Consider the following 23,977-nt stretch of genomic DNA (forward strand, 5'->3'; position numbering starts at 1 on the left):
GTCATAGGAGGTAGATCAAATGAACAAACCGATCCGGAAAGCAGCCGTCATCGGCTCCGGGATCATGGGCTCCGGCATCGCAGCCCAACTGGCAAACGCGGGCATCACATGCCTGCTGCTCGACATCGTCCCGCAGCGGCTGACCGACGCGGAGATGGCCGCCGGGTTGACGCTCGACCACCCGTCGGTGCGCAATCGCCTGGCGACGACCGCCATCGCCGGGCTGGCCAAGACCAAACCCGCCCCGCTTTATGACAACGCTTTCGCCGAGCGAATCACGCCCGGCAACCTGGAGGATCACTTGCCGCTGATCGCTGACGTAGATTGGGTCATCGAGGTCGTCGTCGAGAACCTCGCCGTCAAACAGCAACTGCTGGCCCAGGTGGAGCGCCACTGGAAACCGGGAACCGTCGTCAGCTCGAACACGTCGGGCATTTCGATCAGCGCGATGGCCGAAGGCCGGTCCGAGGAATTCCGGAGGCATTTTCTCGGCACGCATTTCTTTAACCCGCCGCGGTATATGAAGCTTCTGGAGATCATTCCCGGGCAAACGACCGACCCGGAGCTGGTTCGAGGCTTAAGCCGTTTCTGCGAACGCACGCTGGGCAAAACGGTTGTGCTCGTTAAAGACACGCCGAATTTCATCGCCAATCGCATCGGTACTTACGGGCTGCTGGTGACGCTGCGCGAAATGGCGGAAAAGGGGTACACCGTCGAGGAAGTGGATGCAGTCACCGGACCGGCGATGGGCCGTCCGAAAAGCGCCACCTTCCGCACCCTGGATCTGGTCGGACTCGATACGTTCCTGCATGTGGCCGATAACGTGTACGCCAATGTGACGGAGGAGGCGGAGAAACAGGCGTTTGCCGCGCCGGAGCCGCTCAAGGAGATGGTATCCCGCGGCTGGCTCGGGGAGAAGAGCGGGCAGGGCTTTTACCGGAAAATCAAAGGGGAACGGGGGAGCGAGATTTTGTCCTTGAACCTCCGGACGATGGACTACGCCCCGCAGCGTAAGGTGGCGTCCGCTTCCTTGGAAGCCGCCAAGCTGGCGAAAGGCGCGGCCGCCAAGACGAAAGCGCTGCTCGGCACCCCGGACCGCTACTCGCAGTTGGCCTGGGATGTGCTCAAGCAGGTGTTGATTTACTCCGCCGCCAAGCTGGGCGAAATTGCGGACAGCATCCGCGAGATCGATGAGGCGATGAAATGGGGCTTCAACTGGGAGCTGGGCCCGTTCGAAACGTGGGACGCCATCGGCTTGGTCCGCTCGGTCGAGAAGATGGAAGCGGATGGGCTTACGGTGCCGGCCTGGGTTAAAGATTGGATTGCACAGGGGAATACCTCGTTCTACAAAAAAGACGGGGGCTCCCTCTTTCAGGCCGCGGTTGGTGGATATGCGCCAGTGGAGCTCCCGCCGGAACAGATATCGCTGCGCGATCTGAAGGCGCAGAACCAAGTGGTTCGCAGCAACAGCGGCGCTAGCCTGATCGATCTCGGCGACGGCGTGGCCTGCCTGGAGTTTCATTCGCCGAACAATGCGATCGGCGCCGATATTCTGCAAATGATCTCGCAAAGCATGGACGAGGTGCGGGACAATTTCGAAGGCCTCGTCATCGCCAACCAGGGCCGCAATTTCTGCGTCGGGGCCAACCTCATGCTGCTTCTGATGGAGGCGCAAGACGAGGAATGGGAGGAAATCGACGACATCATCCGTCTGTTCCAGAACACGATGTACCGGCTGAAACGGTTCGAGAAGCCGGTGATCGCCGCACCGCACCGCATGACGCTGGGCGGCGGAGTGGAGGCGTGCATGCCGGCCGATCAGGTGATCGCCGCCGCCGAAACGTATTACGGACTTGTGGAGGTCGGCGTGGGGCTGATCCCGGCGGGCGGGGGCTGCAAAGAGCTGGCGCTGCGTGCCAGTCAGCAGGCGTCCCTTGCGGAGGCCGACTTACAGCCTTATATCAACGCGTACTTCCAAACGGTCGGCACCGCCACGGTTTCAAGCAGCGGCCACGATGCCAAACGATTGAGCCTCTTAAAACAGACCGACCGAGTCGTGCTGAATCCCGACCATACGATTTATGAGGCGAAGCAGGCTGTGCTGAAGCTGGCGGGCGGCGGGTATGAGCCGATTCCCGAAACGAAGTTCCGCGTCGTCGGCTCCGAAGGGAAAGCGGTGTTGCAATTGGGCGCGCTGGGTATGCGCGAAGGCGGCTACATCAGCGACCACGACCTGCTGATCGCGAACAAGCTGGCCCATGTGCTGGCAGGCGGCGACGTTCCAGCGGGAACGTTCGTGACGGAGCAATACATGCTTGACCTGGAACGCGAGGCGTTCCTGAGCTTATGCGGAGAGCCGAAGACGCGTCAGCGCATGCAGCACATGCTGAGCAAAGGCAAACCGCTGCGCAACTAATCGAGAGGGAGAGTGAGTCTACGATGAAAGAAGCTGTAATCGTATCGACAGCCCGAACGGCGGTGGGCAAAGCCAAAAAAGGCAGCCTGACCCAAACGCGCGCCGACGACTTGGGCAAGATCGTGCTGGATGCGGCGGTGGAGCGCGCTCCCGGGCTAAGCAAAGCGGATGTCGAGGACATCATCATCGGCTGCGCCATGCCGGAAGGCGAGCAGGGATTGAACTTCGCGCGCATTATGGCGTTATACGCCGGTTTCCCGGTGACGGTGCCGGCATTAACCATCAATCGCTTCTGCTCGTCCGGACTGCAAGCGATCGCTTTCGCGGCGGAGCGGATCATGCTGGGCCAGGCCGACGTGCTGATCGCCGGCGGCGTGGAAAGCATGAGCCACGTGCCGATGACCGGCTTTAAGGTGTCGCCGAATCCGCGGATCGTTGCCGAGATGCCGGAGGCGTATATGGCGATGGGCCATACGGCGGAGCGCGTCGCCGAGCGGTTTGGCGTTTCCCGCGAGGATCAAGACCGCTTCGCCTTGGAGTCGCATCGCAAGGCGGCCCGGGCTATCGCCGAAGGCAAGTTTAAGGAGGAGATCGTACCGTTTGAGGCGGAACAACGCAGCCTGGATGAGAGGGGGAAAGTCAACGTGAAGCGTTTTGTCTTCGACACCGACGAAAGCGTACGCGGCGACACGACCCTGGAGGCTCTGGCCAAGCTGAAACCGAGCTTTAAGCAAGGCGGTACGGTGACTGCGGGGAACTCCTCCCCGATGAACGACGGGGCGGCGGCGGTTGTCGTCATGAGCCGGGAGAAAGCCGAGGAGCTGGGGCTTCAGCCGCTGGCCACGTTCCGCTCTTTCGCCGTGGCTGGCGTAGAGCCGGAGCTGATGGGTGTAGGGCCGGTAAAGGCGATTCCGAAAGCCCTTTCGGCAGCCGGAATCACGTTGGACGATGTGGATCTGTTCGAAATTAACGAGGCTTTTGCTTCCCAATGCCTGCACGTGATCCGTGAATTGGGTCTGGACGAGGACAAAGTGAACGTGAACGGCGGTGCGATCGCGCTGGGGCATCCGCTGGGCTGCACCGGCACGAAGCTGTCCATTTCGCTGATCCACGAGCTGCGCCGCCGGGGCGGCGGGTACGGGGTCGTGTCGATGTGCATCGGCGGCGGTATGGGGGCGGCCGGCGTGTTAGAAGTTCATCCCATTAATTAATGAAGGAGAGGATCGCATGAGCAACGAAACGATGGAGAAAATTGCAGGCGGCAGCTTCGTCATCACGGATATCGATTACACCCGGGTCGTTACCCCGGAGGACTTCAGCGAAGAACAGCGCATGATCGGGGAGACGACGGAGGAATTCGTGAAGACCGAAATTCTCCCGCGGGACGAGGAGATCGAGCATCTGAACTATGAGCTGACCGCCGATTTGCTGCGTAAAGCGGGCGAAGTGGGGCTGCTGGGGGCTGACGTACCCGAAACTTACGGCGGGATGGGGCTCGACAAGGTCAGCACGACGCTGATCAGCGAGAAGCTGACCAAAGCGTCCTCGTTTGCGCTTTCCGCCGGAGCCCATGTCGGGATCGGGACGCTGCCGATCGTTTATTTCGGGACCGAAGCGCAGAAGCGGAAATATTTGCCGAAGCTGGCGACGGGCGAGCTGCTTGCGGCTTATTGCCTGACGGAGCCTTCCTCGGGCTCCGATGCGCTGGGCGCCAAAACGACGGCCGTGTTGTCGGAGGATGGCACGCATTATGTGTTGAACGGCACCAAGCAGTTTATTACCAACGCCGGTTTCGCCGACGTGTTCATCGTCTACGCCAAAGTGAACGGCGCGGATTTCAGCACGTTTATCGTTGAACGGAGCATGGATGGGGTCAGCGTCGGGCCGGAGGAGAAAAAGATGGGCATCAAAGGCTCCTCCACCTGTCCGCTGATTCTGGAGGATGTGAAGGTGCCGGCCGAAAACCTGCTTTGGGAGGTGGGCAAAGGCCATTTGATCGCCTTTAACATCCTGAATATCGGGCGCTTCAAATTGGCGGCGGGATGTCTCGGTTCCTCCAAAGACGCCATCGAGTACGCGGCGAAATACGCCAACGAGCGCACCCAGTTCGGGCAAAAAATCTCGTCCTTCCCGCTCATCGGCAAAAAGCTGGCGGAGATGAATACGCGCACGTTCGTGCTGGAAAGCATGGTGTACCGCACCGCCGGCCTGTTCGATGTCGGTTTGGCCGACGTGGATCACGGCAGCGCCGATGTAGGTTATCAATCGGCCAAGGCGATTGCCGAATATCAGCTGGAATGCTCGATCAACAAAGTGTTTGGCTCGGAGACGCTGGATTTCGTTGCGGACGAAGGGGTGCAGATCCACGGCGGTTATGGATTTACGCAGGAATACCGGATCGAGCGGATCTATCGCGACTCGCGAATCAACCGGATTTTTGAAGGCACGAACGAAATCAACCGTCTCTTGATTCCCGGCAGCCTGGTGAAGCGCGCAATGAAAGGCGAACTGCCGCTGCTGCCTGCCGCACAGAAGCTGCAAGCGGAGCTGATGGAGCCGATGCCGAGCCGTTCGTTCGAAGGGACGTTGGAGGAGGAAGCGCACCTGCTGTCCATGTCCAAAAAGATCTTCCTGATGGCCGGGGCCCAGGCCGTGCAGAAGTATCAACTAAAGCTCGAGCGCGAGCAGGAGGTGCTGAGCCATCTGGCGGACATCATGATTTCCGTTTACGCGATGGAAAGCGTTCTGCTTCGAACACAGAAGCTAATCGCACGTGTCGGCGAAGACAGGGCGGAGCTTCCGATCGCCATGACCCGCTCATTCATCCATGAAGAATTCGGCAACATCGAAGCATGGGCCAAAGAGGTGTTAAGTTACATGGAACAAGGGGATCTGCTGCGTACCCAGCTGTCCATTCTCAAGAAATTGACAAAGCGTTCGGCCGTGAATGCGCTGTCATTAAAACGGAAAATCGCCGTCAAAGTGATCCAGGCGGAGAGATACGTTGTGTAAAAATTGCGAGGTTGGGAGGCAGGCGTATGACAAGGAAACCTTGGCTGAAGTTTTATCCCGCTGAAGTACCGCCCACCTATGAGTATCCAAAGCAAAATCTCGCCCATTTCCTGGAACTTTCCGCCGCTCGGTATCCCGAAGTTACGGCTCTGGAATTCATGGGAAAGAAAATGACGTACCGCGTTTTGCTGGAACAGTCGTACCGGTTTGCGAATGCCCTGCGGAAGCTGGGCATTCGCAAGGGCGACCGGGTAGCCATCATGCTGCCGAACTGCCCGCAGGCGGTGATCGCGTATTACGGCACCCTGCTGATGGGCGGCATCGCGGTGATGACGAATCCGCTGTATATGCCCAGGGAGCTGGAGCATCAGCTTGGGGATGCCGGCGCGCGCGTCATGGTCACGCTCGACCCGTTCGTCGAACGCGTGAGAACGGCAACGAAGCTAAACCCGCTGGATTACATCATCGCAACCTCCATCAAGGACTATTTGCCTTTTCCCAAGAACCTCCTGTATCCGATCAAAGCCAAGAAAGACGGCATGGCCGCTCATTTGAACTATACCGATCGGCTGCTCGCCTTCCCGGCTTTCCTCGCTGGCGGAAGCCCGGAGCCGTGCCGCGTCGAGCTCGATCCCGAGCAGGATCTGGCCTTATTGCAGTATACCGGCGGGACAACGGGTTTTGCCAAAGGCGTCATGCTCACGCATATGAATCTGGTGGCCAACACGATTCAGAATCAGCTCTGGTTCTACCGTTCCCGTTTGGGGAAAGAGAAATATTTGGCCGCGCTGCCTTTTTTTCATGTGTTCGGCATGACGGTGTTATTAAATCAATCGGTCGCTTTGGGCGGCACTTTGCTGATGTTGCCGCGCTTTGACATCCATCAGGTGCTGCAGGTGATCCATCACAAGAAGCCGACGGTATTCCCCGGAGCGCCCACGATGTACGTGGCTATCATTAACCACAAGGACATCGCGGGATACGATTTGTCCTCGATCAATGTGTGCGTTAGCGGTGCGGCGCCGCTGCCGCTGGAGGTTCAAACCCGGTTCGAGGAAGTGACCGGGGGAAAGCTGATCGAAGGTTACGGCTTGACCGAGGCTTCGCCCGTCACCCATGCCAACAATATCTGGGAGACGCGGAAGAGCGGGTCGATTGGGATTCCTTTTCCCGACACCGACGCGATGATCGTGCATCCGGACACGCTTGAGGAAGTCCCGGTCGGCGAAATTGGCGAGCTGGCCGTGCGCGGCCCGCAGGTGATGCGGGGGTATTGGAACCGTCCGGAGGAGACGTACAAGACGCTGCGCGAAGGCTGGTTGCTGACCGGCGACTTGGGACGAATGGACGAAGACGGCTTCTTCTACATCCTGGATCGTCGCAAGGATTTGATTATTGCCGGCGGGTATAACATCTATCCGCGCGAAGTCGAGGAGGTGCTGTTCGAGCATCCGGACGTGGAGGAGGCGATTGTGGCGGGGATTTACGATCCGTACCGCGGCGAGACCGTCAAGGCGTACATTGTATTGAAGGAAGGTGCCTCCCCGGACGCAGAGGGAATCAAGCGCTGGTGCAAGGAGAAGTTGGCTGCCTATAAGGTGCCGAAGGTTTACGAGTTCCGCGATAGTCTTCCCAAGACGTTAGCCGGTAAAGTGTTGCGCCGCAAGCTCGTTGAAGAAGAAGCGGAACGCCAGAAACCGCCGCAAGCGAATTAACCGCCAGAGGATGAAGTTCGCCGCGGGCGAAAGGAACAGGGAGGGAATCGAAATGAAAGCGGATTCAGAAGAACTGCGGCAGCGTCTGGAGCTGTGGAATCAAGCTGCGGTCGGTTCGTTCGTCGAGTATCTCGGCTGCCGGGTGGAGGAGGCGAATGAACACAGGGTCGTGATGACGCTGGATATCCGTCCCCATCATTTGAATTTGATCGGCATTGTGCACGGCGGAGTCCATGCGACGCTGATCGATTCGGCCATGGGGCTGCTGGCGATGATCGCCAAGCCCGAGGCGAGCGTCGTCACGACGAATTTGAATTTGAATTATGTGGCCAAAGCCGAGCATGGGCGCATTACCGTGACCGCCGAACGAGTCCACGTATCGCGCAAATCGGTGACGACGATGGCGTATGCCCGGTTGGATCAGGGCGAAATTTGCGCTTTTGGGACAGGAACGTTCCGCGTTACCTGACAGCTTGGGTGGTTGCCGCGGTGCGGGAGGCTCGCTTTGCGCATATGGTAAATAGACACAAGCCATATGCGCAAGGAGGAGCCCCCCATGAACCTATTGATGGTGGCGCCCGAGCAAATTCCCATTCCGGGCAGCGGCTCGGTCGAGATTAGCATGCTGGCCATCGCCAAACAGCTGGCGGTTAACCACACGGTGACGCTCATCAGCAGAGCGGACCGAGGCCTACCGCGCGTCAGCCGTATGGGCGGTTTGACGATCGTCCGCGTAAGGGCCGGCAGCCCAAGCCGGTATATCGCTTCAGTACTGCAATACATCCGGGGATGGCGCTACGATATCATTCAAGTGGATAATCGCCCGCATTACGCGGCCAAAATCAAAGCCGCGCTTCCGCATACGCCCGTCACCTTGTTTCTGCATTCGCTGACGTTCGCCAAACCGACGGCGCGGGTGAACGAAAGCTTAGGCAAAGCCGATCTGATCATTGCCAACAGCGAGTCGCTTAAAACGAGCTTGGCCGCTCGTTTCCCCCGCCATGCGGGCAAGCTGCGAAAGGTCCATCTCGGCGTCGATACCGGACGGTTCAGACCGGAAGAAGGGCGTTCGAGCCGTTCGGGCCGCCGTTTCCGCGTGTTGTTCGTCGGCCGGGTGATCCCGCGAAAAGGCGTTCCGGTGCTGATCCGGGCGATCGGACTCGTCCGCAAGGAATACGGGCCCGTCGATTTAATCGTTATCGGCCGCGGACGGCCCGGCTACATGCGGGAGCTGAAACGGTTGGCTAGAATCAATGGATTGTCGGTTACGTTCGCCGGGAAAATTCCGCATCGCGCCATTCACCGCTGGTTTCGCGAGGCCGACCTGTTCGCCTGCCCTTCCCAGCAGCATGAAGCGTTTGGACTCGTGAACGTGGAAGCGATGGCTTCCGGACTCCCCGTCGTAGCCTCCAACATCGGCGGGATCGGGGAGATTGTCAAACATGGAGCCAACGGTTATCTGGTGGACGCGTATACCCAGCCGAAAGAACATGCGAAGTGGATTTTGAAGCTGGCCCGGGATCGCGACCTGACCGCGAAAATGTCCAGGCAAGCGCGGAAAGATGCCGTAGCGCAGTTCAACTGGAAGCAGACCGCCGGCAAGCTGGTGGGAATCTACCGGCAGTTCGGTGCCTGAAGGCTGAAGACAAAGAAACCGGGCGGAAGGCGCCAAAATGGCTGCCAACTCCGTCCGGTTTTCTTGATTGGCGTTCAGACGCTCATTTGTATTTGCCGTAAGCCCGGGCATATTTCATGATCTTGCGGAAAATGTTCTTGTCCTTTAGCTTACGGAAGATGAACGGGTCCGGAGAAGTGTTGACCTCCAGAATCCACGGCCGCAGCTTTTGGTCGATCGCGACGTCCACCCCGATTTCGCGCAGTCCGGGAAAACTGATTTTCAAGTGATTGGCAATATCCTCGCCGAAGTTCTCCAGCATATTCATATAAGACTTGAGCCGCGGTTCCTTCAAATAGGGAGAGAGCAGCTTCTCCGCCGCCATAAGTTTTCCTTCGCTGTGATAGTTGGTGACAATCTTCTTCGGGTGGGCCAGTCTGCCGATGATGCCGGTCGTTTCCCAAACCTTCCGGGGGGTACGCTGAACCATGACGCGCAGATCGAATCGGCGTTTGTCATATTTGAGCAAGTCGATGCCTTGCTGGACCAGGTAACGGCCCCGCAGCTTATGCTTGCGGATCACAGCGTACAGCTCGTCGAACGAACCGCAGGAACGAACCGTTTTCTCATGCTGAAACTGGTAGGTCCCTTGCCGCAGGTAAGGTCTGAATTCCACTCGCATGACCCCGTTCCCCCAGGTTCCGTTCACGGGCTTCACGTAAACCATTTTATGTTTTAGCAGCATATTCAGCAGATGCTCTTTACTGAATCTTCGGGTTTCGGGGAGGTAGGCCCGCAGCTCGCTGCTTTGCATCAAAGCTTCGTTTTTTCTCCATTTACTGGTGACATGGCGCGCATGCCGTGAAGATTTCATTTGCGCATTTCCCCTTCGATATCGTATAGGGTAGTGTATTCCCGCGCTCCGAAAAGGGAGAAGATGATCACCTAATGATCTGAAAATGGACATCGGCAGGCGTCCGGACGCATACAAAATTTGGATATGAAGCATATTACAAATTACAACTGCTTTAGAGCCGGAGGCGCGCGATGAGAAGAATGAATCGAAATCTAGCCCCCCATATCCGCCGGAAGAAAAAAACGGAACCTGCCGCAAATGGGCTTAATGACGCGACAAACCGTTCATTGGACGGTTCCCTCGCCGGAACGGTCGCTTTGATCCAGGAAGCATTGGGAAACAGCCCGGATGTCATTATCCGCAGGATGGCGGACGGGAAGCTCGTTGCGAGTTATATTGACAGCTTGATTGATCCTCAACTGTTAAGCGAGCTGATGGGCAATATCGAAAACATGATCCAGACAGGGGAAGCGGTGACTTCGACGGCACGGTTAGCGGACTCGATGAATGCGGGAAGCGTAAAGTTGGTTGGCACCGAGCGCGAGTTGTTAGCTGGAATGTTGGCGGGAGGGGCAGTAATTATCGTCGACGGGGTGGTTGGAGGAATGGTTGTCTCCATTCCCGGAGGGGCGCGGCGGTCTGTCGAAGAACCGTCCTCCCAGACCGTTATCCGCGGGCCAAAGGAAGGCTTTACCGAAGATTTGTCAACGAACCTCTCGCTGCTCCGTAAGAGGTTACGAACGCCGGATTTGCAATTTGAAAACCGTGTCATCGGCTCCTACACCCAAACTCGAGTGGTTGTTGCTTATATCAGGGGGATCGCCCACCCGCCGGTGGTGAAGGAAGTGTTGAAAAGGCTCGATGCCATCGATACGGACAGCATATTGGAAAGCGGTTATATCGAAGAGTTTATTCAGGACCGTTCGTTCACCCCGTTCCCGACGATCTTGAACACCGAGCGTCCCGATGCTGCTGCGGGAGGGCTGCTGGAAGGGCAGGTCACCATACTGATCGACGGCAGTCCCTTTGTACTGATCTGTCCGGTAACGTTCTTTAAGTTCTTCCAATCTAGTGAAGACTATTATCAAAGATATGACATTTCTTCATTGCTGCGGAATATTCGCTTATTTTCCTTTGTGGTCGCGCTGCTGCTTCCTTCCCTTTATATTGCGGTGACCACGTTTCACCCGGAAATGCTCCCCGCCACGTTGCTGATTAGTATCGCGGCTCAGCGCGAAGGGACGCCGCTACCGGCGCTGCTGGAAGCGATGCTGATGGAGATTACCTTTGAGGTAATTCGGGAAGCCGGCGTTCGTATGCCTCGGGTGGTTGGTCCGGCCATCTCGATCGTGGGAGCCCTGGTGCTGGGACAAGCCGCAGTGCAGGCAGGGCTCGTTTCCGCTGCAATGGTCATTATCGTGTCGTTTACGGCGATTGCCAGCTTCGTCATCCCGACATTTGGCATGTCGGCGGCCGTACGCTTAATTCGTTTTGGCCTGATGCTGCTGGCGGGCTCCTTCGGCCTTTACGGTATCCTGGCGGGGTTGATTCCGTTGCTCATGCATCTGGTATCGCTTCAATCGTTTGGTGTTCCCTATTTCTTGCCGGTTTCTCCGTTAAGCTGGTCCAATATGAAGGACGTGTTTATCCGGTTGCCTTGGCCAAAGATCGTAAAACGCCCTGAATTTATCAGCCTCCATAACCAAACGAGACAAGACTCCGGCCCGGAAGAGGCCCAAAACTGAACTAGGGGAGTGCGAGATGCGACGTATTCTGTTGTGCTGCGCAGCTGTGCTTATCTGTTTGGCATCGGCCGGTTGCTGGAACCGTACGGAGTTGAACGAATTGGGGATCACCGTTGCAACCGGATTTGATCGCAGCGGTGACGATTGGGAAATGACGTACCAGGTCATCGTTCCGTCAGCTAGCGGGACGAGCCATGGCGGAGGAAGCCCCGGCGGCGGCTCCCAGCCCAGCGTTTATGTCTTTACGACGAAAGGGAAAACGATTCGCGAAGCGGCCGATCTCGGCTATACGGAGAACCCGCGGCGTTTGTATTTCGGCCATACCGACATTATGGTCATCGGGAAAGATGCGGCCGAATCGGGCATTGAACAAATCTTTGATTTGTATTTTCGAAATATAGATGCGCGCGAAACCGTGCTGGTCGCTGTAACGGACACGAAAGCAAGTGAAATCTTGCGCAAGATGGTGCCTCCGGAAAAAATACCGGGCACGGCCTTGGCTGATTTGTTACGGAAGCAAGACAGTTTCTCTTCTTATTTTTCGATCATTAATGTATTTCAAATGGGCCAGAAGCTGGTTTCTGACGCGCAAGCGGTTGGCGTGCCGGAGATTATCGTCACAAAAGGGAATGATAAAGCGCTGGAGTCGCTGGACGTGAATAAAACCACATCACCCCCCGTTAAAATGAAAGTTGAACGATTGGGCGTATTCCATCAAAACCGGCTCGTTGGGTACCTTAACCGAGATGAAAGTTATGGCATCTCTTGGTTAACAAACCAGGTCAAAGGCAGCACGATCTCGTTTTCCTGCCCCGACACCGATGCAAAGACAAAGGATGGAACCGTTCGGATTACGGGCGCCAAAACCAAAGTGACGCCGGTTCGGGCAGGTGACCGGTACAACATGCGCGTAGAGACGGAAGCCAGCGGCGGTTTGCTGATGGAATATAAGTGCCCGGTGGATTTGTCCAAGCCGGGAAGTATCAATGCCATCGAAAAGGCGGTGGAGGAGGAAATTCTTAGCGCAATCGAGACGGGTTGGGAAGCGAGCCGGAAACTTCGGGGCGATTTGCCCGGGTTTGCCGATATTATCCATCGCAAAGATCCCAAAGCATGGAAACGACTGCAAAAGAACTGGAGCGAGGAGTTAACCCGCATCGAGCTGGACGTCCGCGTCAAGATGAAGCTGCAGCGTCCGGGGTTGACGAAAAAATCGTTTGGTTCCCTGCTGAATCGGGAACAGGAGCAGGAATGAAACGCTGGAAGGAGGCAGAACATCATGACATTAAATAAAAGCCGGGTACCGGAGTTGATCGCCTGTTTTGCGTTGTTTGAAGTCGGAAGCACCACCTTGTTCCAAATCGCCGCCGAAGCAAAGCAGGATGCCTGGCTGGTCATGCTCATAGCCGCGCTGGGCGGATTGCTGCTTCTCCTGATGCATCTGGCCATTCACCGCCTGGACCCGAAACGGGATTTATTCGAATTATGCCGAACCTATTTCGGTAAAATCGTCGGTACGTTCATCGGCGTGATTTTTGCGGGATACTTCGCTTACGAGGCCTCTCGAAATTTACGGGATTTGGGGGAACTCGCTTCGTATGTACTGTTGAATCGGACTCCGACAGGGGTTATTGCGCTCATCGCCATACTGGTGATTGCCAACAACGTTAGATATGGACCCCGATTGGTATTTCTATTGTTACTGGCTTTGCTTCCTTTTGTCATTCTGAGTTATTTGACGCTCATGTCGATGATAACCGGAGTGGGCCTACTTCATTTCGAGAACATGCTCCCCGTACTGGAGAACGGGTTGCTGCCGGTGTTAAAGAACGTTCCGGACGTCATTTCTTTCCCGTTTGCGCAGTCCGTCCTGTTTTTGGTTTTTTTTCCGATCATCGCTCCAGCCAAGAACCTTCGTAAATCGATGCTAATCACCTACGGAATAACCGCGGTGTTTCTGATTCTCGTCAATCAAATGAACATTCTGGTCTTGGGGCCAAAGCTGGCGGAGATGGTAACCTTTCCGCTGCTGCAGTCCGTTCAGCTGATCGAATTGGTTGAAGTATTTGAAAGAATGGATATTTTGTTCGTGCTCGTTCTGTTTATCGGTCTGGGGTCCAAAATACTCCTTTTCTACGTAGGGGCGGTGGTGGGAGGCTCCCGAATCACGGGGACTCCTTACAAAAAGTGGGTTATCCCGTTTGGCATCGCCATTTACGGCATGTCGTTCATTTCTCCCAATTTTACGCACCATTTATGGTTGGGGATCGACGTAGTCCTGAAATGGTACCCCTTGGTTCAAATCGGGCTGCCGGCTTTGCTGCTCATCCTGATTCTCATACGGAAAAACAAGAGGGGGGGCGAGGAGGAACGGCATATCGCCTAAGTTCATCTATTTCCGTCCCCCGCTCAACTTTGCTATTTGCCCTTCCGCGTCAACTCGGCAAGCCGATCCCATTCCTCCTTTGTGACTTCAGCAAAATCGTTGAACTGCCCGGCCCCCCGCAGCCACTCGCCGCCATCGATCGTGACGACCTCGCCGTTGATGTATGCCGCGGCGTCCGACACGAGGAAGGCGGCCAAGTCCGCCAACTCCCGCGGGCGGCCGGTTCTGCCAAGCGGGACGCGTCCCGACAGCTTCGCTTCCAATTCCGGCGTAGGAGACAGGCGCGATCCGGCTCCTTCCGTCGGAAATGCACCGGGCGCGATCGCCACCTGGCGGATGCCGTAAGGCGCCCATTCGACGGCCAGCGATCGGGTTAAGGCGAGAACGCCGGCTTTGGCCGCCGCGGAAGGGACGACGTATCCCGAGCCGGTCGAAGCGTAAGTGGTGGCGATATTCAGCATCGTCCCCGGCCGTTCCTGATCAATCCAGCGTTTCCCGACCTCCAGCGTCATGTAAAACGTGCCGTGCAGCACGATGCCCAACACCGCGTCAACGGCTCGGGGCGACAGGCGTTCGGTCGGGCTGATGAAATTCCCGGCAGCGTTATTCACAAGCACGTCGATCCCGGCGAAATGACGCCATACGGTGTCGACGCAGGCCCGTACCTGCTCGGGATCGCGCACGTCGCAGCGCTGGACAAACACCTCGCCGCCGCTGCCCTCGGTCATCTCTTTGGCCGCGCTCCGCAATACCTCGTCGCGGCGTCCGCAGATGGCGACGTTAGCCCCGAGCCGGTGAAACCGCTCGGCCATGGCCCGGCCCAATCCCGTGCCGCCGCCGGTAATCAGGATGGTTTTATTCTTCAGCAGATCCTTCGCAAACGCTTCCATCATTCCACGCTCCTCGGGTCGAATTTGAAGCTTCCGATATCAAGATATTCGCCTGCCAAGCCTATTTATCCTGTTCTCTTGTTACCTGGGAGCAAACGAAGGCATAAAAAAGCAGGAACCCAAGCGGGCCCTGCGGACGGTTTCATGGGAGTGCCAGTTATTTCGCGGAATCCGTATCGGCAAACGGCGCCGGTTTGGCTACCCATTCATCGGCTTCCGGTTCGATATCCACGCCGTTTTCCATTTTCTTCTTCTCGGCCAACGAGTCGCCCTGACGGTCCATTTTGTTGCGCAACTCGGCCTCATCGCGGTTTTGTTCGTTTTGATGTTCCATCCTGATCCTCCTTATGTCGGTCTGCTATGTTGGTCATTACCTTCTTTAGGGTATCCCGATCGCGGCGTTTACAAACATCGGGTTTGTGGAGGGCCGTCCGGTTTATAATCCTGGCGATTTGTAATAAAATACAAATAAGACATCCTTGCTGCTTCACGACAAGCAATTCCGAAGGCGCTTAACGAAAGATGAAGGTTTGCACTTTCGATTTGAGGAGGAATGAGAAGGATGCTTCAGAAGATTTGTCTTATCCTGTTATGCTTATTCGTAACGGCCTCATTAGGGGCGGCCGGTCCAATTTCTCCGGCTTCCGCCGCCGGTGAACTGAAACCTTTCCCTCAGCAGGCCAGCTATCCGGGGACCCTGAAGCCAAACCACGTGACCCAAGCAGCGATGAATCAGGCGGTTGCGGCTTACTATGATTACTGGAAAGCGACTTATCTCAAAAGCAATTTGACTTCTTTGCCGGGCGGTTATTACGTGAAAGGGAATATCACAGGCGATCCCGACGGATTTACGGCGCTGGGTTCCTCCGAAGGTCAAGGCTACGGGATGATCATTACCGCGCTGATGGCCGGATACGATCCGAACGCCCGGACGATTTACGACGGATTGTTCAAAACGGCGCGCGCGTATAAGAGCAGCGGCAACCCGAACCTGATGGGTTGGGTCGTAGCCGACAGCAAAGCGGCCCAAGGACATTTCGGCTCGGCGACCGACGGCGATCTCGACATCGCATACTCGCTTATTTTGGCACATAATCAGTGGGGGTCGGGCGGGGCCGTAAACTACCTGCAGGAAGCGAAAAAAATGATCACCGACGGGATCAAAGCCAGCTACGTCACGACCGGCTACCGGCTCAACCTGGGCGATTGGGACGGCAAAGACGCTTTGAACACGCGCCCATCGGATTGGATGCTCAGTCATCTTCGGGCCTTTTACGAGGTGACCGGAGACGAAACGTGGATTCACGTGATCGACAACTTGTACGGCGTCTACCAGCAGTTTACCGCGACTTATTCGCCGAATACCGGACTCATCTCCGACTTTGTGGTCGGCAATCCCCCGAAGCCGGCGCCGGAATGGTATCTGGACGAATTCAAGGAAACCAATCAATACTCCTATAACGCCAGTCGGGTGCCGCTTCGCATCGTTATGGATTACGCGTTTTACGGCGATCCGCGGGCCAAAGCGCTGGCCGATCAAATGGCCGGCTGGATCAAAGGCAAAACCGGCGGATCGCCGGCAAATATCAAGAACGGGTATAAACTGGACGGCACGCCCTTCGGCGATTACGCCACCGCCGTATTCGTCTCTCCCTTCATTTCGGCGGGTACGGCTAATCCGGCCAACCAAGCATGGGTGAATGCCGGCTGGGATTGGATGAACAACAAAAAAGAGGATTATTTCAGCGACAGCTACAATTTGCTGAATATGTTGTTTCTGACGGGCAACTGGTGGAAACCCGGCGGCTCACCGGTACCGGAAGCGCCAAACCTGGCGCTGAACAAGACGGCGGTTTCCAGCACGATGGAAGGCGTCGGGTTTGAGCCGGGTCAAGCGGTGGACGGCAACCAGATGACGAGATGGGCCAGCCGGGAAGGCAGCGATCCGGAGTGGATCTACGTCGACCTGGGAGCGGTGCAGCAGATCACCGGCGTCAAATTGCGCTGGGAGGTTGCCTACGCCAAGCGCTACAAGATCGAAATTTCCACCGACAGCGGAGCGCCGGAGCATTGGCAAGAGGTGTATTCGACCGCGGCCGGGGACGGTGGACTTGACGAAATCCCGCTGGCGCCGCAGCCTGCCAGGTATGTCCGCATGTACGGCATCGAGCGGGGGACGCCTTACGGCTATTCGCTTTACGAGTTCGAAGTCACCGGTCGGTAAAGCAAGAGGGGGCGGGACCGCCGGTTTCGCCAGGCGGACTCGATCCCCATTCGAGAGTGGGCTATATCATCAAAATTTCGCGGATTTCCTGCTCGGTGAGCGCGGACAACGTTTCCTGACCGGGCTTCAGCACCTCTTCGACGAGGTGCTTTTTCTTTTGCTGCAGCTCGTACATTTTGTCTTCCACGGTGCCTTGCGCCACCAGACGAATGACCTGGACGATATTTTTCTGACCGATCCGATGGGCGCGGTCGGCCGCTTGCTGCTCGACCGCGGGATTCCACCATAAATCATAGAGAATCACGGTATCCGCGCCGGTCAAATTCAAGCCGGTGCCGCCGGCCTTCAGCGAGATAAGGAATAAGTCGCGCTCCCCGTCGTTAAATCGGGAGCAAAGCTCCACCCGTTCGGCCGCCGGCGTCTTTCCATCGAGATAGAAGAAGGGGAGGCCCCGATATCCCAGCTCGCGGCCGATCAGACCAAGCATTTCCGTAAATTGGGAGAAGATCAGCACGCGTTTGCCGGCGCTTTGGCATTCCTCGATCATTTCCATCAGTTGGTCGAACTTCGCCGAACCGCCGTCATAGCCGTCGACGAACAAGGCCGGATGGCAGCAAAGCTGGCGAAGCCGGGTCAATCCGGCCAGAATGCGGATGCGGTTTTGGCCGAAGGTGTCCGCATCCAAATGCTTTAACGTCTCCTGCTGCAGCTTGGCCAAGTAGGCGAGGTACAGCTTCTTTTGCTCGGGCAGCAGTTCGGAGGCCTGAAGGGACTCGATTTTTTCCGGAAGCTCTTTCAGCACGTCGGATTTCAACCGGCGCAAGAGGAATGGGCGTATGCGTTTGGCCACCGCCTCCCGGGACAGGTCGTTAAAGGCCTGGCGGCTCGGAAATAATTCGGGGAATACCGCGCTGAAGATCGACCATAGTTCCTCCAGCGAATTTTCCACCGGGGTGCCGGTCAAGGCGAACCGGTGCTTCGCCTGCAGGCTTTTTACCGCTTGGGCCGTTTGGCTCGCGTGATTTTTTAAGCTTTGGGCTTCGTCCAAGATCAACGTATGGAACGACAGCTCGGCGAACTGCTCGATATCGCGGCGCAGCAGCGGGTACGAGGTTATGACCACGTCCGCTTGCGAAGCGTCGCGCAGCGTCCGAACCCGTTCGGCTTTGCTGCCGTCGGCGATGACCGCCTTGATGTCCGGCGCGAATTTCGTCAGCTCGTTTCGCCAGTTATACACCAGGGAAGCGGGGGAGACGATCAGCGCCGGCTGTCCGGATTCGGCGATTTCCGGCAGCACCGAAACGAGGAAGGCGATGCTTTGCAGCGTCTTCCCGAGTCCCATGTCGTCGGCGAGAATGCCGCCGAAGCGGTAGTGGGCCAGCGTCTTCAGCCATTGATAGCCGTAGGCCTGGTAATCGCGAAGCACGCCGGAGAGCTGCGGCGGCACCGGGAAGTCCAAATTACCGGGCTGCTGCAGGTTATGCAGCAGCTCGCGGTAAGCTTTGCCGAGCTTCACCGGGCCGCCTTGCCCCTGATCGTCCCGAATATGCAGACCGCGAAGCACCGGCAGCCGGAACTCCGGTCCGCGGATTTCGCTTTGGCGCAGGCCGAATTCGTTCAGGAAGCGGACGATGTCCTGAAATTCTTCGCTCTCGAGCGGCATCAGCGCGCCGCTTGGCATTCGGTAATACCGGCGTTTCTCCTCCAGCGCCGTAAGCAGGCCGCGAATTTCGGATTCGCCGATCCCGGTCATGCTGAAGCTGAATTCCAGCCAATCCGTACGCTCGTCCAGCTCGACGGAGATTTTCGGCGGACGCAGATCGGGAATGAGCCGGGTCTTCACGGCCGAGGTGGCATAGATTTCCGCCAGCTTCTCGAGCTCCGGCATGACATGGTACAGGAACTCGTACTCCGCCTCCTCATCGTCGAGGAAATAGGCGCTTTCCGTCCGCGCAAACAAGCCGGCTTCCATCAAATCCAGGATCTGCCGTTCCCGCTCGCCGTCGCGCAGCAGAATCAAATCGGTTCCCCGCTTGGGGCCATGCTCCTCCAATGGATTAAACACGACATCTCCGTATTGGAATTCCAGGCCGGCCAGCAGGCGATCCTTGACCCGGTCGAGATACACCCGGGCCTTAAGCTGGGTCCGCACCATGCGGGCGGCAACCTTCTCTTCGACGTTGACGGCCCCCAGCTTCATCAGCCCGGGCAGCACCCGTTCCACGAAAGGCTCGATCTGATCGGGGGAGATCAGGATATGCTGCTTGCGGGCGGTAGCGAGCATATGCTTCATTTCCGCAAGCCGGCGGGTTTGCGCCGGCGGCCGCCGGATCAGCTTGCCTTCGGACAAAATTACGCCGTAGGCGTCCATCACCGTCACCTCGTCGAGGCCCTGGGCGGAAAACTGGTAGCTCTCGTCTCCGGCTTGGCCGAGGTCAAAGCTTAGCGGCAGCGGCTCGTCCGTCACCGTAAGCCCCGGCCAAATCCGGCCATCCTGTTCCAACTGCACGAGCGGCGCCTGGGTCAGCAGGGGCAGCAGTCCGTCCCAAAAAAACGGCGGCACCGGCAGCAGCCGATCGGTATGCCCGTAGGATTTGGCCGAATATCCTCCCAAGCTCTCTTGGTACATCTGCTCATTGCGTTGGATCTCCGCCAGCTTCTGCAGGATCGCCTCATCCTCCGGCCGGAAGCCGTAACGTTCCGGGTCGTAGTTGAAGTGTTTGGAGAAGCTGTAGGGCTCGCGGCGCGAGATTTTATCGAGAAAATCCCGAATGTTCTTGACGATGTACAGGCGCTTCTCGCCGATCTTCAGCTCCAGGCCGAACAGGTACTTGCGGTATCCGTACGGTAGCGGACGAAGCGTGAATTCGGCCTCCAGCGGGGTCCGCTGATCGAACCTCATACCGGTCCGCAGCGGCGGCTGGCCCTGCTCTTCGAACAAGCGCATCATATCGCGGGCGATCCAGATGTCGCGGGAGGGGATATCCCCGGGATGTTTCCTCTGGATCGGGCCGAGGGCCCCGTCCCAACCGTCCGTTGCGATATTCGGGCTGTCGCCAAGCAACCGTTCTTCCTTCAGCAAAGACGGGGAGGGACGAACCGGGGCTTTGCCGCCTTGCAGCATGTCGTGAATGCCCAACAAAACGGCGGCGATATGTTTGCAATAATTGTTGTAGGAATAGAAGGCTGGGCAATTGCATTCCGCGTGCACGTCGCCGTGTTGATCGATCTGCAGAGCGACGTGATAGTGTCCGGTCCCGGACACTGCCGCTTCATAAACCCGGGAGCCGTGATCCATGCGGAGAAAAGTCACTTTACCGGTCCGGTAATAAGCTTCTCCGCGCTCGTAAGCGATTCGGCCGCATAACAATTTAATGACGCGCTGCGTTAACTGAAAGCTCATGGCTGGGTTCCTCTCTCGTTCATTTCCCGTTCGTCAGGCGTTCGCCTTTTGTTCTCCTCTTATGATAACAGAAAAACGCTTCGGGAAAAACGTGGGGTTATCAGCCGGGTGTGAGGATAATGTCACTGCGGTTGCCATATTCTTTGCGCTTCCCTTAAGATAAGATGATGATGGAATCGCAAATGGAGGGAATTAGGTGTGGATACCTTTGCCTGTATTTATATTCTTCGCGGCGACCCGTTTCGTCCCGGAACCTGCTTGTACCTGGATCAAGATGTGACGGAGATCGGGCGCACGTCTTCGGATCACTTTCCGGATATGGCGTTTACGAACATTTTTATTTCCCGCAAGCACTTGGTCATTCGGAGGGAGCGGGATCGTGCGGTCGCGTACGATATGGGGAGCCGTCACGGCACCGAGCTGAACGGGATTCGAATGATCCCGCATGCCCCTTACGTGCTGGAAACGAACGATATCCTGATGTTGGCGCGGGGCACGAGCGTCCTGCATTTCTCCTATTCGCCCGGGGAACAAACGCTGGAGTTTGAGCCGGTCAGCGGCTCGGCGCATCCGGAGGCGGTGGAGGGACCGGTTACGATTCATTGGGAGAAGCGGGAATGCATCGTGGACGGCGTGAAAATTTCGATGTCGGAAAAAGAATTTTTGCTGCTGCAGCTGCTGCACGAACATCCGAATCGGCTGGTGACGATCCGCGACATCAAGCAGAAAGTGTGGTACGACCGCAATCCTGGCCCTGACGGGCTGCCGGATGTGACGATCGACGAATTGACGACGCTAATCTATCGCATTCGCAAGAAGTACGGCCGAGACACGTTCCAGATCAATGCGATCCGAGGAAGCGGATATATATTAGAGACAGAATAGGTTTGGCCTGGGAAGGATCGGGGGGACTGGTTTGCGAAAGCTTAGAAATATTTTCAGAAAAAGAACGTTGTGGATTTTGCTCTTCCTGATCGCATTCATTTATTTGAACAATACGCCGCATTTGACCGCCGCCCGCGACGGAGAGCCCAAACTGCTGGCACATCGCGGGCTCGCGCAAACCTTCCCGATGGAAGGGATCGATAACGACACGTGTACGGCCGAGCGGATTTACGAGCCGGAGCACGAGTTTCTTGAGAATACGCTGCCTTCCATGGAAGCGGCGTTTGCGGCGGGAGCGGACATGGTGGAGCTGGACCTGAAGCCGACCAAGGACGGGCAGTTCGCCGTGTTCCACGATTGGACGCTGGATTGCCGCACCAATGCCCAAGGCACGACCAAGGACTACACGATGGCCGAGCTGAAAATGCTGGACATCGGCTACGGCTATACGGCCGATCAAGGCAAGACGTATCCGTTCCGCGGCAAAGGCGTTGGACTGATACCGTCGCTGCCCGAGGTAGTGGAGCATTTTCCCGGTAAAGCCCTGCTGCTGCATATCAAGAGCGAAGATCCCGAAGAAGGCAAGCAACTGGCGGCTTACCTTTCGACCCTGACGAAGGAGGAGCGCGACTTGCTGACCGTCTACGGCGGCGACCAGCCGATCGCGGCTTTAAAGGAACTGCTGCCGGATTTGCGGGTCATGTCCAAAGCGACGTTAAAGCAATGTCTATTATCATACGAGGCCTCCGGCTGGTCGGGGTACATCCCGGACGCTTGCCGAAACACCGAGCTTCATGTCCCCGAGAAAATCGCGCCATGGCTGTGGGGCTGGCCGGACAAGTTCTTGAGCCGCATGGAACGGGCGAACACGCGCGTCGTCGTGGTCGGCGGCGACGGCAGCGACTTCTCCAGCGGCTTCGATACCCCGGAGGACGTACAACGCCTGCCGGCGGGATACACCGGCTGGATCTGGACGAACCGGATCGACCGGATTGCGAAGACGATTCGCGGCGGGGGTTGACGATTGAGAACCATTATCAATATACTGGGATCAGGATATGATATGGATAAAGAGAGATGAAGGACGATGAGTCAAAATCCCCAAGAATTGCAATTGCGAAAGCTGGATGAGTTATGGGTCCGGCTTCGTTCCGTTGAGGCGGTATCCGGAACGGGAGACCGGGCCATGCGCCAGCAGTTGGCGTTGTCTTTCGCGCTCATCGTTGCGACCCGCGGGGAAGGGCGGTTGACGGTCGACCGGGAAACGGTGGAGCTGGATTTCGGCAGCGCGTATCTGTGCGTGCCCGGTCAGACCTTCGGGGCCATCGGTTTAAGCGAGGATGGCGAGCTGCTGGTCTTTTATTTCGATGCATACGGTTCGTCCGCTGCCGGAGAGGATGCCGGGCCATCCGCTCGAGAGGCGGGCCAGAAGGACTCGCTGCTGCCGTATCATGGAAAAATACGGGTTCATCATCCCGGCAAGCTGGCCTTCATGGCCGAGGACGCCTTCCGACGCCGGCAGCACGGGGAACCGATGGGGCATTTCCGCAGTCAGATCGATCTGCAGGAGATGCTTTATTATTTGTACCGGAACAGCCGGACCAAACCGGATCACGCGAGCGGGGCGTTGGAGGCGGCGAAACGGTATATCGATCAGCATTACGACGAATCGGTTACCTTGGAGCAACTGGCCCGTGTGGCGGAGTTGAGCCCGAAGTATTTTGCCGAAATGTACAAGAAGAAGTACGGAAAAAGTCCGATCGAATACGTCACCGAGAAAAGAATGCAGCGGGCGAAGCAACTGCTGGCCACCGCTTCCGCAAAACTGCGTGAGATCGCCCATCAAACCGGGTATGCGGACGAGTTCTACTTCAGCCGCAAATTCAAGCAGGAGATCGGCGTATCGCCGTCCGCATATATGAAGAGCCGCCGGCGGAAGCTGGCGGCCTATAGTCCTTCGGTGCTCGGTTTTCTGGCTCCGCTGGGCTGCATGCCTTACGCTGCGGCGCTGCACCCCAAATGGACCGAATATTATTACCGCGAATTCCGCAACGACATACCGCTGCTGTTCAGCGCTTACCGCTACAATGAAGACTGGCGAGACAATCTGGAACGGTTGCGGCAAACTCCCGTCGATGTAATATTGGCCGTGGACTCGATCTCGGAGGAAGAGCGGCGGGAATTGGAACAAATGGCACGGGTGTTGCTGCTGTCGGCATCGCGGACGGATTGGCGCGAGCTGCTGATGCAGGTCGCGGAGGAGCTCAATGAGTCGTGGCAAGCCAAACAATGGCTCAAGGCGTACGCTTGCCGCTTGGAGCAGGTGAAAGAACAGCTTCCGCGCTCGTTGCGACAGGAAACGCTGGTCATCGTTCGCATGAAAGAGAACCGGCTGTATCTCCACTGTAATCGCGGCATGGCCGGACTGTTGTTTGATGACTTGCAGCTCGCGCCCGGATATGCTTGCGGCACCCCTTGTTACAATCGTCCGGTCGCTCTGGAAGAACTGGAGCGCATCGACCCGGGATATCTCCTGATGATGATCCGGCAGGACAGCGATACGCTTGAGGCGTGGGGGAGACTGCAAGCCGATCCGGACTGGCAGTCGCTAAGGGCCGTCCGGCGGCGGCGGGTCAAACAGTTGTCCTCCGATCCGTGGCTCGAATATTCCGCGCACGCGCATCTTCGGATGCTGGACCAGTTCAGCGCGCTGTTTTCGGAAGAATGTCCATAATTGTTCGGTGTTTTGTCCATGGCCTATTTCGGGCCTCTTTTTTATAATCGACAATGATAATCATTATCACTAGAGAGTTTGTCGGAATAGACGAAA

General features: G+C 57.1%; 17 protein-coding genes and 1 pseudogene. 14 read left to right on the forward strand and 4 right to left on the reverse strand.

Annotation, left to right across the window (positions count from 1 at the left end):
- Positions 1–19: 19 nt before the first annotated feature.
- The 6 genes from ACZF99_RS11895 (at position 20) to ACZF99_RS11920 (ending at position 8,779) form a co-directional block, all read left to right on the forward strand.
- The gene (locus ACZF99_RS11895) at positions 20–2,416 is read left to right on the forward strand and encodes a 3-hydroxyacyl-CoA dehydrogenase/enoyl-CoA hydratase family protein (protein WP_483612013.1); all 2,397 of its coding nucleotides are present in this window, start codon (positions 20–22) and stop codon (positions 2,414–2,416) included.
- A 23-nt stretch (positions 2,417–2,439) separates the two neighbouring features.
- Positions 2,440–3,627: an acetyl-CoA C-acyltransferase gene (locus ACZF99_RS11900; RefSeq protein WP_483612015.1), complete on the forward strand. Its 1,188-nt coding sequence runs from the start codon at positions 2,440–2,442 to the stop codon at positions 3,625–3,627.
- Between the two features lie 16 nt (positions 3,628–3,643).
- Positions 3,644–5,428: an acyl-CoA dehydrogenase family protein gene (locus ACZF99_RS11905; RefSeq protein ID WP_483612017.1), complete on the forward strand. Its 1,785-nt coding sequence runs from the start codon at positions 3,644–3,646 to the stop codon at positions 5,426–5,428.
- A 26-nt stretch (positions 5,429–5,454) separates the two neighbouring features.
- A complete protein-coding gene (locus ACZF99_RS11910) occupies positions 5,455–7,143 on the forward strand; it encodes a long-chain-fatty-acid--CoA ligase (protein ID WP_483612019.1) in 1,689 nt (562 codons plus the stop codon).
- 52 nt (positions 7,144–7,195) lie between these two features.
- Entirely contained in the window at positions 7,196–7,612 is a 417-nt protein-coding gene (locus ACZF99_RS11915; protein WP_483612021.1) for a PaaI family thioesterase, read from the forward strand.
- An 87-nt stretch (positions 7,613–7,699) separates the two neighbouring features.
- On the forward strand, positions 7,700–8,779 hold the full coding sequence (locus ACZF99_RS11920) for a glycosyltransferase family 4 protein (RefSeq protein ID WP_483612023.1): 1,080 nt from the start codon (positions 7,700–7,702) through the stop codon (positions 8,777–8,779).
- An 82-nt stretch (positions 8,780–8,861) separates the two neighbouring features.
- Here the strand turns inward: ACZF99_RS11920 and ACZF99_RS11925 are convergent, their stop codons facing one another.
- Complete coding sequence (locus tag ACZF99_RS11925) at positions 8,862–9,632, reverse strand: YheC/YheD family protein (protein ID WP_483612025.1); 771 nt, start codon at positions 9,630–9,632, stop codon at positions 8,862–8,864.
- Positions 9,633–9,805: 173 nt separating this feature from the next.
- On the opposite strand from ACZF99_RS11925, the gene ACZF99_RS11930 reads away from it, so the two are divergent.
- From ACZF99_RS11930 to ACZF99_RS11940, 3 genes are read left to right on the forward strand one after another with little or no spacing between them, the layout of a single operon-like run.
- The gene (locus ACZF99_RS11930; RefSeq protein ID WP_483612027.1) at positions 9,806–11,359 is read left to right on the forward strand and encodes a spore germination protein; all 1,554 of its coding nucleotides are present in this window, start codon (positions 9,806–9,808) and stop codon (positions 11,357–11,359) included.
- A 16-nt stretch (positions 11,360–11,375) separates the two neighbouring features.
- A complete protein-coding gene (locus tag ACZF99_RS11935; protein ID WP_483612029.1) occupies positions 11,376–12,614 on the forward strand; it encodes a Ger(x)C family spore germination protein in 1,239 nt (412 codons plus the stop codon).
- A 24-nt stretch (positions 12,615–12,638) separates the two neighbouring features.
- Positions 12,639–13,745 (forward strand): GerAB/ArcD/ProY family transporter, encoded by a 1,107-nt coding sequence (locus tag ACZF99_RS11940; protein WP_483612031.1) that lies wholly within the window; start codon positions 12,639–12,641, stop codon positions 13,743–13,745.
- Between the two features lie 32 nt (positions 13,746–13,777).
- On the opposite strand, the gene ACZF99_RS11945 is transcribed toward ACZF99_RS11940, so the two are convergent.
- A complete protein-coding gene (locus ACZF99_RS11945; protein ID WP_483612033.1) occupies positions 13,778–14,635 on the reverse strand; it encodes an SDR family oxidoreductase in 858 nt (285 codons plus the stop codon).
- A gap of 157 nt (positions 14,636–14,792) precedes the next feature.
- Positions 14,793–14,969: a hypothetical protein gene (locus ACZF99_RS11950; protein ID WP_483612035.1), complete on the reverse strand. Its 177-nt coding sequence runs from the start codon at positions 14,967–14,969 to the stop codon at positions 14,793–14,795.
- Between the two features lie 309 nt (positions 14,970–15,278).
- Here ACZF99_RS11950 and ACZF99_RS11955 point away from each other — a divergent pair.
- Together ACZF99_RS11955 and ACZF99_RS11960 are read left to right on the forward strand one after the other, a co-directional pair.
- A pseudogene (locus ACZF99_RS11955) lies at positions 15,279–16,436 on the forward strand (family 8 glycosyl hydrolase); the annotation flags it as partial.
- Positions 16,437–16,499: 63 nt separating this feature from the next.
- Positions 16,500–16,859 carry a discoidin domain-containing protein gene (locus ACZF99_RS11960; protein WP_483612677.1) on the forward strand — a complete coding sequence of 120 codons (360 nt, stop codon included), beginning with the start codon at positions 16,500–16,502 and terminating at the stop codon, positions 16,857–16,859.
- A 61-nt stretch (positions 16,860–16,920) separates the two neighbouring features.
- Here ACZF99_RS11960 and ACZF99_RS11965 read toward each other — a convergent pair whose 3' ends face one another.
- Positions 16,921–20,262, reverse strand: coding sequence for a DEAD/DEAH box helicase (locus ACZF99_RS11965; protein WP_483612037.1), 3,342 nt, complete (start codon positions 20,260–20,262; stop codon positions 16,921–16,923).
- 198 nt (positions 20,263–20,460) lie between these two features.
- Between ACZF99_RS11965 and ACZF99_RS11970 the strand changes: the two genes are divergently transcribed.
- From ACZF99_RS11970 to ACZF99_RS11980, 3 genes are all read left to right on the forward strand, one after another.
- Complete coding sequence (locus ACZF99_RS11970; RefSeq protein ID WP_483612038.1) at positions 20,461–21,147, forward strand: FHA domain-containing protein; 687 nt, start codon at positions 20,461–20,463, stop codon at positions 21,145–21,147.
- Positions 21,148–21,178: 31 nt separating this feature from the next.
- Positions 21,179–22,168 carry a glycerophosphodiester phosphodiesterase family protein gene (locus ACZF99_RS11975; protein ID WP_483612040.1) on the forward strand — a complete coding sequence of 330 codons (990 nt, stop codon included), beginning with the start codon at positions 21,179–21,181 and terminating at the stop codon, positions 22,166–22,168.
- Between the two features lie 66 nt (positions 22,169–22,234).
- The gene (locus tag ACZF99_RS11980; RefSeq protein ID WP_483612042.1) at positions 22,235–23,881 is read left to right on the forward strand and encodes a helix-turn-helix domain-containing protein; all 1,647 of its coding nucleotides are present in this window, start codon (positions 22,235–22,237) and stop codon (positions 23,879–23,881) included.
- Positions 23,882–23,977: the final 96 nt, after the last annotated feature.

This window comes from Paenibacillus sp. JL3B1040, assembly GCF_057063165.1.

Excerpts from the sequence above, each read along its gene's own strand:
- ACZF99_RS11895 (WP_483612013.1), top strand. The coding sequence starts at position 20 with ATGAACAAACCGATCCGGAAAGCAGCCGTCATCGGCTCCGGGATCATG.
- ACZF99_RS11900 (WP_483612015.1), top strand. The coding sequence starts at position 2,440 with ATGAAAGAAGCTGTAATCGTATCGACAGCCCGAACGGCGGTGGGCAAA.
- ACZF99_RS11905 (WP_483612017.1), top strand. The coding sequence starts at position 3,644 with ATGAGCAACGAAACGATGGAGAAAATTGCAGGCGGCAGCTTCGTCATC.
- ACZF99_RS11910 (WP_483612019.1), top strand. The coding sequence starts at position 5,455 with ATGACAAGGAAACCTTGGCTGAAGTTTTATCCCGCTGAAGTACCGCCC.
- ACZF99_RS11915 (WP_483612021.1), top strand. The coding sequence starts at position 7,196 with ATGAAAGCGGATTCAGAAGAACTGCGGCAGCGTCTGGAGCTGTGGAAT.
- ACZF99_RS11920 (WP_483612023.1), top strand. The coding sequence starts at position 7,700 with ATGAACCTATTGATGGTGGCGCCCGAGCAAATTCCCATTCCGGGCAGC.
- ACZF99_RS11925 (WP_483612025.1), bottom strand. The coding sequence starts at position 9,632 with ATGAAATCTTCACGGCATGCGCGCCATGTCACCAGTAAATGGAGAAAA.
- ACZF99_RS11930 (WP_483612027.1), top strand. The coding sequence starts at position 9,806 with ATGAGAAGAATGAATCGAAATCTAGCCCCCCATATCCGCCGGAAGAAA.
- ACZF99_RS11935 (WP_483612029.1), top strand. The coding sequence starts at position 11,376 with ATGCGACGTATTCTGTTGTGCTGCGCAGCTGTGCTTATCTGTTTGGCA.
- ACZF99_RS11940 (WP_483612031.1), top strand. The coding sequence starts at position 12,639 with ATGACATTAAATAAAAGCCGGGTACCGGAGTTGATCGCCTGTTTTGCG.
- ACZF99_RS11945 (WP_483612033.1), bottom strand. The coding sequence starts at position 14,635 with ATGGAAGCGTTTGCGAAGGATCTGCTGAAGAATAAAACCATCCTGATT.
- ACZF99_RS11950 (WP_483612035.1), bottom strand. The coding sequence starts at position 14,969 with ATGGAACATCAAAACGAACAAAACCGCGATGAGGCCGAGTTGCGCAAC.
- ACZF99_RS11960 (WP_483612677.1), top strand. The coding sequence starts at position 16,500 with ATGGAAGGCGTCGGGTTTGAGCCGGGTCAAGCGGTGGACGGCAACCAG.
- ACZF99_RS11965 (WP_483612037.1), bottom strand. The coding sequence starts at position 20,262 with ATGAGCTTTCAGTTAACGCAGCGCGTCATTAAATTGTTATGCGGCCGA.
- ACZF99_RS11980 (WP_483612042.1), top strand. The coding sequence starts at position 22,235 with ATGAGTCAAAATCCCCAAGAATTGCAATTGCGAAAGCTGGATGAGTTA.